We start from the raw sequence: 13875 nt of genomic DNA on the forward strand, positions 1-13875 counted from the left end.
TTACTTCGATTATATCACAGGGGGACAGGGGATAGCAATAAAAAAATCGAGTGTGCTCGGTTTTTGTTCTCTCCTACTTCTCCTCACACACCTGGAAGATATAAAACTTCAAATAATATGAATCCCCGGCTCCCCACAGGATCGGATGATCCGGCGCCTGTGTCCGGAACTCCACCTGCCGCAGCCGCTTATGCACATTCTGCGCAGCCTGCCCGATGGTCTTAGTGAAAAGCTCCTGATCCATGAAATGCGAGCAGGAGCAGGTCGCCAGATAACCGCCATCCTTTACCAGCTTCATGCCACGCAGATTGATCTCCCGGTATCCTTTCACCGCTTTTTTGATCGAGCTTCTGGACTTGGTAAACGCGGGCGGGTCCAGGATCACCACATCGAACTTCTCCCCCTGCTTTTCCAGTCTCGGGAGCAGGTCGAACACATCCTCGCAGATAAATTCCACCCGGTCGGAAAGGCCGTTCAGCGCCGCATTCTCCCGCGCCTGGGCCACGCCCAGCTCTGAAGCATCCACGCCAAGCACATGCTCCGCCCCGGCCAGCCCGGCATTGAGGGCAAAAGAGCCGGTGTGGGTAAAGCAGTCCAGCACCCGCGCGCCTCTGCACAGTTTCGCCGCTGCCCGGCGGTTATATTTCTGATCCAGGAAGAATCCCGTCTTCTGTCCGTCTTTTACGTCCACGTAGTAGCGCACGCCGTTCTCCACGATCTCCACCTTCGTGTCAAACGGTTCGCCGATAAAGCCCTTGATGCGCTCCATGCCCTCCTGCTCGCGCACCTTCGCGTCACTCCGCTCGTACACGCCGCGGATATGGATGCCGTCCGCCTCCATCAGCTCCTTCAGGATATCAACGATCATCCCCTTGAACCGGTCGATCCCAAGCGCCAGGGATTCCACGACCAGCACGTCCGCGAACTTATCCACCACAAGCCCGGGCAGAAAGTCCGCCTCCCCGAAGATCACGCGGCAGCTCGAGATATCATCCATGACCTTCTTCCTGTACTCCCACGCATTCTTCACCCGCATGCGGAGAAAAGACTCGTCCACCTCGGTATCCCGGTCTCTTGTCATCATACGGACGGTCAGCTTCGAATTGCGGTTGACAAATCCCCGTCCCAGGGGATACCCGTCAAAATCATGGACGAGCACGATATCCCCCTCCGTAAAGCTCCCCATAATACTTTCCACTTCATTATCATAGATCCAGGGACCGCCCTGCTTTAATGTGCGCCCCGCGCCTTTCTTTAATGTAACAACTGCATTCGGCATAACTCTTCCTCCTGTCGATCCTCACTTTATTTTCTCTTCGGCAGTTTCCGAAAGATATCATACCACAGTTCTCCTGCCCCGTCACAGAAAAAATGCCTCACAGAGAGCTGCCGGGCGCTGCTCTGTGAACCATGCCCATACAGGGAATGCCCCGGACCGCCTGCATATCTCCCACAGCCGTCCGGGGCATTTTCTTCAGGACTCGCGCTTTCGCCGCAGTCCCCGCCCACTCTCATTATTTCAGCAGCATTTCATAAGTAAAGCGCCTCACTGCCCGCTGGAGCAGCATCCATGCCAGCGCCGCGCACAGCACGCCCAGTCCCAGCAGTATCCACACATTCAGGAGCATTACGCCCGCGAACTGTCCCACCACCAGAAGGATCACCGGTATGATGAGGAATACCGCGCTCTGCTGGGATTCTTCCACGCTCTGTGCCTTTGCGGAATTTCTCACGATCAGGGTCACCGCGATCAGCGAGACTGCCGGAGAGAGCAGGAACAGGACGATCGCCCAGCCCACCCCCGGGATAAGAGGGTGTCCCATCAGGAAGACCGCTTCCAGTTCCAGGACCGCCAGCATCACCGCGAACGAAACAAGAGACACAAACATGCTCAGCAGAAAGGATGACAGCACCTTTGCCCGGAAGATTTCCTTCACGGACAGCGGGCAGTACAAAAGCGTCTCCAGCGTGTATTTTTCTTTCTCTCCCACAAATGCACTTGCCGCCATGATCGAAGCTGCCATGATCGGGATCATCAGGAAGAACGCAGGGAGGATATTGTTAAAGATCATCCCTGCAATGACCAGCTCAACGTTCCCTGTGCGGGCAGACTCCGGCAGAAGTTCCAGAAGGGACATAACGTCCGGGTCGTCCGTGGCGAAATGCACCGCACAGATAAAAATGGATGGAAGGACCACTGTCATCATCAGGGGAACGATCCAGAGGGGGATAAAAAGTCTCTTGTTCGACGTAATTCCCCTGATATCTTTTTTGATGATTGCTTTTTCCGCATTTTTCATTGCAGTCTCTCCCTTCCCGGCGCGGTCAGCGCGAAATAAATTTCTTCCAGGTCCGGCTGTTTTGCCTCCACCTTATAAATATCCCCTCCGGCTGCCGCGATACGGCGGACGATCTCCGGTATCTCCTCTTCGGAGCGGATCGAAGTCTCGTATTCCAGAGCGCCGGTCCGGCGGAATCCCATTCCCGGCGGCATGCTGCCCGCGCGGATCTGAAGTGTGATCCTGGAAAATGTCTCCGCGCGCAGTTCATCCAGCGTCCCTGACGCCAGGAGCTGCCCCTCTTCTATCAGCCCGTAGCGGGTACAGATTTCCTGTGCATACCGAAGCTGATGTGTGCAGAGGAACACAGTGATCCCGCTGTTCCTTGCCATCTCCCGGATCATGCGGTTGACATTCTGGGCGCTCTCCGGATCAAGCCCGGAAGTCGGCTCGTCGAGGAACAGGATCTTCGGGCCGTGGATCAGGGCGCGGGCAAGGGAAAGCCTCTGCCGCATGCCCGTGGACCACGCCGCCAGCTTCCGGTCCTTCGCTTCCTCAAGCTCCATCTCCCGCAGCAGCGCTTCCGCGCGCCCTGCCGCCTCGTCCGCAGGGAGCCCGAAAAGTTCTGCATAGAAAATAAGGTTCTGCATCCCGGTCAGGTTATCATACATCCGGGCATGCTCCGTGACGACTCCTGAGACTGCATGTACCTTTTCCGGCTCCCGCGCCGGGTCCGCGCCCAGCACCCGGCAGGTCCCCTCTGTGGGCGTGAGCATCCCGTTCAGCAGTTTCACCGTCGTCGTCTTCCCCGCCCCGTTAGGCCCAAGGAATCCGAACACCTCCCCCGGTTCCAAAGACAGGCTGACGTCCCGGACCGCCTGCTTCCCGCCGGGATAAGTTTTTGATAGATTGTGTAATTCAACAGCGTTCATTTCTCTGTACTCCTTTGGATTTCTCTGTCCTTACCTGTTTTCAATTTCCAACACTGTTCCTGAGTACGAGCAGAACTCGTAACCTGTTTTATCGGAAGCATGTACTTTTGATGGTATTGTACGACGGCCGCCTGCGGATTACAATGGAGCCGCGCTTAATTTTGCCCGGGAAAAATCAACTTTCAGGAAACTTTCTTCCTTTTCGGTCAACACCGATCCGCCGCTTTTTTTGACTTCTCATCCGGCGCAGTATATAATATGGAAGGGCATCCTGCCCGAAGAATTTAAAATATGAAAAGAAGGGGTATTTCTCATGAAAAAACAAACAGCCAAAACAACGCGTAAAACTGCAGGTACAAAAACAAAACGCACCGAACTGAACTGTACGCTGTACCTTCAGTATCAGGACCGCGAATACAGCATGCCAGAGCTGAAGGAACTGATCCTGGAGAAATGCGAAGCAGAAGAGATGGACCCGAAGGATCTCCGCATCTATGTAAAGCCCGAGGAAAACAAAGCCTACTATACATGCGCCGGAGGGAGCAATTCCATCGCTCTGTGAAAGGACCGTATATGATCGATAAAATGCTGATCCGCGGCGCGCGGGTCCACAATCTGAAAAACATTGACGTGGACATCCCGCTCGGGAAGATCGTCGGCATCGCCGGTGTATCCGGCTCCGGCAAATCTTCCCTCGCCCTGGGTGTCCTCTACGCGGAAGGTTCCCGAAGATATCTGGACTCCCTCTCCACCTATACAAGGCGGCGCATGACCCAGGCTGCGAAGGCTGACGTGGACGACGTTCTGTATGTCCCCGCTGCCCTTGCCCTCCATCAGCGCCCGGGAGTCCCCGGCATCCGCAGTACATTCGGCACAGGGACCGAGCTCCTCAACAGTCTCCGCCTCATGTACTCCCGGCTTGCCAGCCACCGGTGCCCGAATGGGCACTATCACGCGCCCACACTTGCTGTCGCGGCGGGTCAGGAGCTGATCTGCCCGGAATGCGGCGCTCACTTTTATGCTCCGTCCGCAGAAGAACTCGCCTTCAACAGCCAGGGCGCCTGCCGCACCTGCGACGGCACGGGGACTGTCCGCACAGTAGACCGCTCTACCCTTGTGCCCGACGAGTCGCTCACCATCGACGAGGGCGCCGTCGCTCCCTGGAACTCTCTGATGTGGTCCCTGATGACAGATGTCTGCCGGGCGATGGGAGTGCGCACGGATGTGCCCTTCCGCGAACTGACCGAAGAGGAAAAAGAGATCGTATACAACGGTCCCGCGGAGAAAAAGCATATCTTCTACAAAGCAAAAAAATCCAACCAGGCAGGCGAACTTGATTTCACTTATTATAATGCCGTGTACACCGTAGAAAACGCTCTTTCCAAAGTAAAAGACGAAAAGGGCATGAAACGCGTCGAAAAATTTCTGAAAGAAGACGTCTGCCCGGACTGCGGCGGCTCCCGCCTGTCCGAGTCGGCGCGTGCGCCGAAGCTGATGGGCATCTCTCTGGATGAAGCATGCCGGATGACGCTCTCTGACCTGGCGGAATGGGTCCGCGGCGTCCCCGCTTCTCTCCCGGAAGAGATGCGCCCCATGGCGGAAAGCATCTGCGCCTCTTTCCAGACCGCGGCGAAGCGTCTCCTCGACCTGGGACTGGGCTATCTGACTCTGGACCGGGCATCCTCCACACTCTCCACCGGCGAGAGGCAGAGAATGCAGCTTGCCCGCGCTGTCCGCAACCGGACGACCGGCGTCCTGTACGTGCTGGATGAGCCGTCCATCGGCCTGCATCCATCGAATATTGCAGGGCTGACCGGCGTCATGCATGATCTGATCGCGGACGGCAACTCCGTGATCCTTGTGGACCATGACACTCAGATCCTCTCAGAGGCTGACTGGATCATTGAGATGGGCCCTGGAGCCGGCGCTGACGGCGGACATGTGATCGCGGAGGGCACGGTCGATGAGATCTGCAGGAATAAGGATTCCCGGATCGGCCCGTTTCTCTCCGGCTCTTTCAGGTCTTCCGGGAGTTCTTCCACGATTTTTCCCGAGATCCGAGGGAGATGTGAGAGGCATCCGGATGTCGCAAAAAGAACATCGGAACAATTATTTTCCGAGGGCCGGATCTGTCTCTCCACCGGACCGATCCACACTGTGAAGCCATTAGACGCAGAGATCCCCAAGGGGAAGCTGACCGCAGTCACAGGCGTATCCGGCTCCGGCAAGACAACGCTGATCCTGGAGACCCTGATCCCCGGCCTGCAGGCTCTGATAAACGGGAAGAAGCTGCCGGAGCACGTCCGCTCCATCGAGGCGGAAGGAATCCGTCAGGTAAAGCTCATCGACGCCACTCCCATCGGCATCAATGTCCGCTCCACTGTCGCCACCTACGCCAATGTGCACGATGAGCTGAGGAAACTCTTTGCCCGGACGCAGGACGCAAAGGAGCTGGGCTTCAAAGCCGGGGATTTCTCCTACAACACTGGGAAGCTGCGCTGCCCGGTCTGCGACGGCACGGGCGTGATCAGCCTGGACGTACAGTTCCTGCCTGATGTAAAGATCACCTGCACCGAATGCCGGGGGTCACGTTACTCCAAAGACGCACAGCGGATCAAGTATGTCGATAAAAAGAACAAAGAAGCCTCCTCCTGGTCCCTGCCGGAACTGATGGCAATGGACGTCAGCTCCGCGCTGAAAGCGTGCGGACACCTGAAGACTGTCAGCCAGCGCCTGCAGGTCCTTCAGGACCTGGGACTGGGATACCTGACGCTCGGGGAAGAGACGCCCAGCCTCTCCGGCGGCGAGGCGCAGCGCCTGAAGCTGGCAAGTGAGATGGGGAAGGCACAGTCTGACTCTGTGTTTGTCTTCGACGAGCCCACCATCGGCCTGCACCCGCTGGATGTGCAGACACTCATGAGCGTCTTCCGGACGCTGATCGGCAGCGGCGCTACAGTGATCGTTATCGAGCACGATCTGGATGTGATACGGGACGCTGACTATGTGATCGACATGGGCCCCGGCGGCGGGGAGGCCGGCGGAAGGATCATCGCGGCAGGGACGCCGGAAGAAATCCGGGAATCCTCCGCGAGTGTTACTGGAAAGTTTTTATAGAAATTTTATTCTTGCTTATCAGATTTTAATTACCGCAAAAGCTCCGAAAAAATCTTGAAAAACCGCGTCCGCAACCGCCGGTTGACAAATTTTCAAGCCCGCTTGGTAGCATGCGCCCACTGGTTCTGTTATGCTGAAATCACTGAAACGTACTGCGCATACGGACAGACCAATTACAAATGCAGGAGGGAAAACAGATGATCTTAGCAGATAAAATAGCAGAATTAAGAAAAAAGAACGGATGGTCCCAGGAAGAACTTGCCGGACAGCTCGGCGTATCAAGGCAGTCTGTCTCCAAATGGGAGAGCGCATCCTCGATCCCGGATCTTGATAAGATCCTGAAAATGAGTGAAATTTTCGGCGTCAGCACGGATTATCTCCTTAAGGATTCCGACGGGCCGGACGAAGAAGCCATAACGTACGCCGCACCGGACACGATCCCGGATGCGGACAGCAGCGGCGATATAAGGACAGTATCTCTGGAAGAAGCAAATACATTTATGGATATCACACAAGATATGGCGGCGAAAGTCGCGGCAGGGGTTTCTCTGTGTATCCTTTCACCGATCCTCATGATCCTCCTCGGCGGGCTTTCCGACGAAGAGGGCGGATATATTCTCCCGGAGGCTCTGGCTGTGGCAGCCGGCTTTACCGTACTCTTGGTAATGGTCGCTGCGGCAGTATCGATTTTCATCTGGTATGCGAGGAAGACGGAGCGTTTTGAGTATCTGGAAAAAGAACCGATCGAACTCGCCTACGGTGTGACAGGTGTGGTAGAAAAGCGCAAAAAAGGATATGAGCCATCCCACGGCATCTCCCTTGTCATCGGCGTAGTGCTCTGCATCCTCAGCGCAGTCCCCGTATTTGTGCTGGGCGTCCTGGACGAAGAAGGGATGCTTGCGATCTTCGGGGTCATCTTCTGTCTGGTCATTGTATCAGCGGGCGCATTTTTTCTGGTCCGCACCTGCGTGATCTTCGGCTCCTTCCAGAAGCTCCTCGAAGAGGGCGATTACAGCCGTGACAAGAAATTAGCCGACAAAAGAAACGAAATCATTACCACGGTGTACTGGTGTATCGTCACAGCAGTTTACCTCGGCTGGAGTTTCCACACAATGGAATGGCACCGCACATGGATCATCTGGCCCTCCGCGGCAGTGCTGTTCGCCGCGGTGCTCGGCGTCAGCGAAGCGTACCATAAGAAACGTAAATAGCGGCTTATCCTGTCTGCGCTGCGCCTGCAGGTCCATGCAGCCAGGTAAACATAACATATACCCGCCGGGCAAAAAGCGGTAAATCCGTTTTGGACTTACCGCTTTTTGCATATCTTTCGTATTATCTCATAAAACTCTTCTCTGGCATACTTTTCCATGAACGGGCTGTGCCCGCATTGATCTAAAATATAAGCTTCGCATTTAACATGGTTTTTCTCCAGGGGGCGTATGACTCCGTCTGCCGGATGCGGATCACATGCCCCTTGTATCAGGCAGATCCTGCTCCCTGCATTTCCTGCTTTTTTAAATGACTCCGGCAACTTCCCGTCAGCCCGGAGTTTTTCAGCTTCATTCCATACACTGTTATACATTTTTCCGTCTGTTTTTCCCATGCTGTATATGTTTTTCTTATCAATGCAGTAGTTATCTGCCTGCTCCAACACTGCCGGAAGTCTCTTCATATCCTCGTCATCCGCTCTGTTATCCAACAGCCTTTGGAATACTTCCCGCGCCTCTCCCTGCAGGTTCTTAAGTCTGCGGGAGATGATCTCCGGGACATCCTCCTCTTCCAGAGGAGGGCAGCCAACCAGGGTCATGGCTTCCACAACTTCCGGATACCGCTCAGCCGTCAGCACCGACAGCCACGCACCCCAGGAATGTCCGATCAGGAAAACCCTGTCCGTACAGTTTTCCCTGATCTGACAGTATAACTCTTCGATCAGTCCATCGATCGAGTATTTTGACTGGATTGCTTCCACAACGCCTTCCTTAGATGATCTGCTCAATTCTTCCGCAAATCCTCTCAGCGATCCAACAGCCCCGGGTCCGCCATGGACCAGGACGTATTTGTACGGAGCATTTCCGTGTAAACGCACCATGCTTCTTTCTCCTCATTCAATAAAACAGCTGTCGCTGAACCCTGCAGCGGGTTTATTTCCCAAATTATTATACTGATCTTTCTTTTATTTGCACAGGCATACTCAATATCAGCCGCAATTCTTTTTACAAACATCGAAAGATTTCAGACCTATTAATCCTCCCTTTTCTTCATATCCGGTCATCCATAAATCCCTGAGCAATAATGAATGCGACCTGCCATAAGTTGCGACTCTGATCCACATACCATCCGCTTTCTCTTCATAACCATAACACAGAAACCAGTGCCACACAAAGTCTTTGAAGTATTCATTTTTATGTTTCAGCAAAAGATAAGGTACGGGATATCCGCTGTTAATATGCTGTCTGATAAATTCTTCCGCTGCCCGCAGGTCTTCTGATCCGGGAAATTCTTCCATAGAGATATGCTGCTCACCCACATCAGACAGATAGTTTCCAAGCCCTTCCGTAAACATCCAAAGTTTATTCACCCCATTTACTCTGGGTTTTAGAAAGGGCTTCATTTTCATAGAAAAATTAATATAATCTTTTTTCGTCAGCTTATGAACATCATATGGGTAAAGCTTCGTCAGTCCCCGGTGCAGTGCCAGATAAATACAACAGTCACATGCTGTGGCAGCAGCGCATCCCCCAATATACATGACTACATTCCTGAACCATTCCTGGCTGCCTCCTACTGCACCTTCTATTGAAAAGTAATCCAGAACTTTATTCATTCCCTTCCTCCCCCATGATCGGATTTCTTATAAATAGAATAAAACATAGTCAATAAATTTGTTATTGACATTACCTCTATTAATAATATTCTGAGCTGATGTGGCTTCTTCCCGATACATTATATCCTGCTTTCTGCTGAACACGCAACAGGGAGGCTCCTAATCTTTTGGATGGATCAAAGGGCTTCCCCGCTTTCTTAATTCCTCATGGTGTTTCTCCCGTTCCTTGTTGAGAGAAACACTATCCTCAGATAAGCACGCCCACGGGAAATTCTTCTGTTTCAATCCATGCTTTCATACAGAGAACGACAGACCCCAAATCATTTATTCTTATACTTTTCCTAAAAATATGCGTAAAAATGCCACCAGCCATTTCTGATTGGTGGTATCAGTACCATACAATTGTATCTTTTTCCTGGGACTTCCCATTCCTTTGATATTCTTCTATCTGGCGAAGTGCATGTGCTGCCTAAATATTGCCATAACCTGCGAGAGATTCTTCTAAGATTCTCTACCCTGTATTCCTATTTAGTGCAACAATTCCACTACCATCAGAATTTTCTGGGTAATATTTATACCTTGCTGCCGAATCCGTCATCTCCAACTTTTCAATTCTTACCACACACTCACTTCCATTCTACAATCCATTCTTCTTTTTGAATTTTTCCAGAGCCGTCTTATAATTATACTTACGCTGTGCCAGCTCATACGCTTCATCATATAGCATGTCTATCTTATTCATCAATCCGTATTTCAGGTGCTCATGCCTTAACAATATAATGGCCTGCTCCTATATCAGCTTCCCTTTACAAAGCCGGCGGAATGATGATGACATGCCATAATCTGATTCAAAACGCTTCGCCCCTCCATATAATTCTTTTTCATTTATGAACACATTCCTACACTTTCGATATGTATACCTCTGGAAGTCCACTATTCTTTGAAAAGAATTCACGATAAGGTCTTTTTTGCTATTACGTATCGATTCATAGTATATGGTTTCAATCCATACTCCCACGGCAGGGAGCGACAAAAGTAACGCTGGGCATCCCGGGGATGGCCAGGGCGTTTCAATCCACGCCCCCTATGCAGGGAGCGACGACAAAAGCGCCAGAGGGTTATCTCCTGAATGATGTTTCAATCCACGCCCCCTATGCAGGGAGCGACTGTAAGAGACTCAACAGACTGCTCAAATACACGAGGTTTCAATCCACGCCCCCTATGCAGGGAGCGACCGCCTCAGGGTAACATCGCCGGACGCTCGTTGACGTTTCAATCCACGCCCCCTATGCAGGGAGCGACATACGCAAATGAGCTTTATGTGCCATTTGATACCGTTTCAATCCACGCCCCCTATGCAGGGAGCGACGGTTCAACTCGTCAACAGTGAAACCGTCGTTGATATGGTTTCAATCCAAGCCCCCTATGCAGGGAGCGACAATATACCGATATGCAAAAGTCAAGAGGTTTTTGTGTTTCAATCCACGCCCCCTATGCAGGGAGCGACCATACACGCCCGATCCCTGCAAGTGATACGGATGTTTCAATCCACGCCCCCTATGCAGGGAGCGACAGAAGACGACATACGTTCAACTAGAGATTATACAGTTTCAATCCACGCCCCCTATGCAGAGAGCGACCATTAGCTTTTCAGCAGTATACTTAATTTTAAGATGTTTCAATCCACGCCCCCTATGCAGGGAGCGACAACGGGCAGAAGAAGGCGGATTTAATCCGTCGAAAGTTTCAATCCACGCCCCCTATGCAGGGAGCGACGGTTCAACTCGTCAACAGTGAAACCGTCGTTGATATGGTTTCAATCCAAGCCCCCTATGCAGGGAGCGACAATATACCGATATGCAAAAGTCAAGAGGTTTTTGTGTTTCAATCCACGCCCCCTATGCAGGGAGCGACTCCCCCGATTATATAGCACGTCAAGTAATGATCTTTGTTTCAATCCACGCCCCCTATGCAGGGAGCGACAGGGATCCGGCAGTCGTACCGATACTGGGATATCGTTTCAATCCACGCCCCCTATGCAGGGAGCGACTGACCCTGTTCTGTGAAAGGAGTGAACCACGGTGGTTTCAATCCACGCCCCCTATGCAGGGAGCGACCCGCTAGAGTTAATCGTACTAGTCGTACCGCTGGAAGTTTCAATCCACGCCCCCTATGCAGGGAGCGACCAGTCACACAACACCATGATCACAAATTATCAGGCGTTTCAATCCACGCCCCCTATGCAGGGAGCGACCATCAGGGCATCTTTGGGGATGGAGCGTATATCCTGTTTCAATCCACGCCCCCTATGCAGGGAGCGACATCGAGAAAATTCGCAAGACGCATGAGGAAGATATCAGTTTCAATCCACGCCCCCTATGCAGGGAGCGACAAATCCTGAAGCATCGGCTGCATCACATCGGTTTGTTTCAATCCACGCCCCCTATGCAGGGAGCGACGGGAATGTACTACCATGTATACGGGAGCATACCGGGTTTCAATCCACGCCCCCTATGCAGGGAGCGACCGAGGACTTTGCGGAGCTGGCGGCGTATCTCACGTTTCAATCCACGCCCCCTATGCAGGGAGCGACGAATTAGAACCGCTTTTTATGCAGATTTGGAGGTGTTTCAATCCACGCCCCCTATGCAGGGAGCGACAAATAGTAATCGGTTACTCTGTTAGGAATATTGTCGTTTCAATCCACGCCCCCTATGCAGGGAGCGACGTTTTTCAACGCATCGTAGAAGCTGCGGTAAAAGAGTTTCAATCCACGCCCCCTATGCAGGGAGCGACTTCGAATGTGGTCATATTCTGTCCACCTCTCTGTTGTTTCAATCCACGCCCCCTATGCAGGGAGCGACGGAGCTTCGTAAAGCTTTGGGATTGACTCAGAGTGTTTCAATCCACGCCCCCTATGCAGGGAGCGACTGTTACAGGTACGACCTTGATAGCGTGCTCGATGTTTCAATCCACGCCCCCTATGCAGGGAGCGACAGTCCGGGAAATTATTGTAGGATATCGGGATTGCGTTTCAATCCACGCCCCCTATGCAGGGAGCGACACCATCTTGACCGTAGCGTCTACGCAAATTGAATTGTTTCAATCCACGCCCCCTATGCAGGGAGCGACGATGTATATTCCGTAGCGATTCACTGCATTGCAGAGGTTTCAATCCACGCCCCCTATGCAGGGAGCGACGTCCGCGCCGAGGAATTTCTCCACATAGTCCATGCCGTTTCAATCCACGCCCCCTATGCAGGGAGCGACCACAGAGCTGAGATGCTATGACCATGTACCACTGTTTCAATCCACGCCCCCTATGCAGGGAGCGACGGCAGATTGCCTTGTTTTCTTCCTGCTTCATCAGGGTTTCAATCCACGCCCCCTATGCAGGGAGCGACCCGGCTTCTTCGCGCACTTATCCGGGTTCAGGTGGTTTCAATCCACGCCCCCTATGCAGGGAGCGACTTGTATATCTACCCTGCCGGGCGATATCTCGTATTGTTTCAATCCACGCCCCCTATGCAGGGAGCGACTCGCCCGTGCTTCCGCTTCTATATTTCAGCACGGTTTCAATCCACGCCCCCTATGCAGGGAGCGACAACGAACACCTATAGCAATTGCATCAACAGACGAGGTTTCAATCCACGCCCCCTATGCAGGGAGCGACAACAAACAGTCATATTATGAGGTGCTGTGTTATCTTGTTTCAATCCACGCCCCCTATGCAGGGAGCGACGCAGCTAACAGTGCAGATATAGCTGCTATAAAGACGTTTCAATCCACGCCCCCTATGCAGGGAGCGACTACACGGTTGCTGTCAGATTTCCCTGTAGAGTTTGTTTCAATCCACGCCCCCTATGCAGGGAGCGACTCACCATTTCTGGTGGTTCTAATCCTTGTAAATGTTTCAATCCACGCCCCCTATGCAGGGAGCGACCACTAGCGCCAGATCCGTATCTAAATACACGTGGGTTTCAATCCACGCCCCCTATGCAGGGAGCGACTGACAGCGACGATGTTGCCACCGTGTCCGTTGTGTTTCAATCCACGCCCCCTATGCAGGGAGCGACTTGAAGCACTCTGACAGGTCTTCATCCGAATTGATGTTTCAATCCACGCCCCCTATGCAGGGAGCGACGAAGAAAAAGCTGAGTACAGGGCGAAGAAAGCAGTTTCAATCCACGCCCCCTATGCAGGGAGCGACAGCACCAATCATTGATGGCTACAATGCCGTTGTCGGTTTCAATCCACGCCCCCTATGCAGGGAGCGACACGATCCCATTCCACAGAATCGCAGTTGCTACAAACGTTTCAATCCACGCCCCCTATGCAGGGAGCGACCTGAGACGGCTGTCACAGCAAGGACTCAACTACGGTTTCAATCCACGCCCCCTATGCAGGGAGCGACGGAAGCGAGGTGAGCCTGATGGCGAAAGGGAAATATGTTTCAATCCACGCCCCCTATGCAGGGAGCGACCGAGCCCTGTGAGGACTTTCGGCAAGCGTATGAGGTTTCAATCCACGCCCCCTATGCAGGGAGCGACTTCGTCTGTACGAGTGAAATAATATTCAATTCCATAGTTTCAATCCACGCCCCCTATGCAGGGAGCGACCAGAGAGCGAGGATGACTATTCACGGATCGCAGATGTTTCAATCCACGCCCCCTATGCAGGGAGCGACTGATCAGACCGAACAGGAGAAGTCAGCCTTCGACGTTTC

General features: G+C 52.9%; 9 protein-coding genes and 1 CRISPR repeat array (1 of these 10 only partly in view). Of the genes, 3 read left to right on the top strand and 6 right to left on the bottom strand.

Going from position 1 to position 13875, the window contains the following annotated elements; genetic code table 11:
• Positions 1-73: 73 nt before the first annotated feature.
• The 3 genes from B5G27_RS03820 to B5G27_RS03835 all read right to left on the bottom strand — a co-directional run bounded on the left by B5G27_RS03820 (position 74) and on the right by B5G27_RS03835 (position 3211).
• Positions 74-1279: a class I SAM-dependent rRNA methyltransferase gene (locus B5G27_RS03820; RefSeq protein WP_087177625.1), complete on the bottom strand. Its 1206-nt coding sequence runs from the start codon at positions 1277-1279 to the stop codon at positions 74-76.
• 235 nt (positions 1280-1514) lie between these two features.
• Positions 1515-2300 (bottom strand): ABC transporter permease, encoded by a 786-nt coding sequence (locus B5G27_RS03830; protein WP_087177627.1) that lies wholly within the window; start codon positions 2298-2300, stop codon positions 1515-1517.
• On the bottom strand, positions 2297-3211 hold the full coding sequence (locus B5G27_RS03835) for an ABC transporter ATP-binding protein (RefSeq protein ID WP_087177628.1): 915 nt from the start codon (positions 3209-3211) through the stop codon (positions 2297-2299). The genes B5G27_RS03830 and B5G27_RS03835 overlap by 4 nt, the downstream gene beginning before the upstream one ends.
• Positions 3212-3524: 313 nt before the next feature.
• Between B5G27_RS03835 and B5G27_RS03840 the strand changes: the two genes are divergently transcribed.
• The 3 genes from B5G27_RS03840 to B5G27_RS03850 all read left to right on the top strand — a co-directional run bounded on the left by B5G27_RS03840 (position 3525) and on the right by B5G27_RS03850 (position 7536).
• On the top strand, positions 3525-3773 hold the full coding sequence (locus B5G27_RS03840; RefSeq protein WP_087177629.1) for a DUF6465 family protein: 249 nt from the start codon (positions 3525-3527) through the stop codon (positions 3771-3773).
• Positions 3774-3784: 11 nt separating this feature from the next.
• Complete coding sequence (locus tag B5G27_RS03845) at positions 3785-6325, top strand: ATP-binding cassette domain-containing protein (RefSeq protein WP_087177753.1); 2541 nt, start codon at positions 3785-3787, stop codon at positions 6323-6325.
• A gap of 197 nt (positions 6326-6522) precedes the next feature.
• The gene (locus B5G27_RS03850; protein WP_087177630.1) at positions 6523-7536 is read left to right on the top strand and encodes a helix-turn-helix domain-containing protein; all 1014 of its coding nucleotides are present in this window, start codon (positions 6523-6525) and stop codon (positions 7534-7536) included.
• 95 nt (positions 7537-7631) lie between these two features.
• Here B5G27_RS03850 and B5G27_RS03855 read toward each other — a convergent pair whose 3' ends face one another.
• From B5G27_RS03855 to B5G27_RS15950, 3 genes are all read right to left on the bottom strand, one after another.
• Positions 7632-8414, bottom strand: coding sequence for an alpha/beta fold hydrolase (locus B5G27_RS03855; protein WP_087177631.1), 783 nt, complete (start codon positions 8412-8414; stop codon positions 7632-7634).
• A 108-nt stretch (positions 8415-8522) separates the two neighbouring features.
• The gene (locus tag B5G27_RS03860) at positions 8523-9149 is read right to left on the bottom strand and encodes a hypothetical protein (RefSeq protein ID WP_087177632.1); all 627 of its coding nucleotides are present in this window, start codon (positions 9147-9149) and stop codon (positions 8523-8525) included.
• 637 nt (positions 9150-9786) lie between these two features.
• The gene (locus B5G27_RS15950) at positions 9787-9924 is read right to left on the bottom strand and encodes a hypothetical protein (RefSeq protein WP_162611180.1); all 138 of its coding nucleotides are present in this window, start codon (positions 9922-9924) and stop codon (positions 9787-9789) included.
• Between the two features lie 223 nt (positions 9925-10147).
• Positions 10148-13875: a CRISPR direct-repeat array (repeat unit 33 nt; unit sequence GTTTCAATCCACGCCCCCTATGCAGGGAGCGAC); it runs 2456 nt beyond the window's last position.

It is taken from the genome of Lachnoclostridium sp. An76 (assembly GCF_002161355.1).
GTDB classification, from domain to species: domain Bacteria; phylum Bacillota; class Clostridia; order Lachnospirales; family Lachnospiraceae; genus Mediterraneibacter; species Mediterraneibacter caccavium.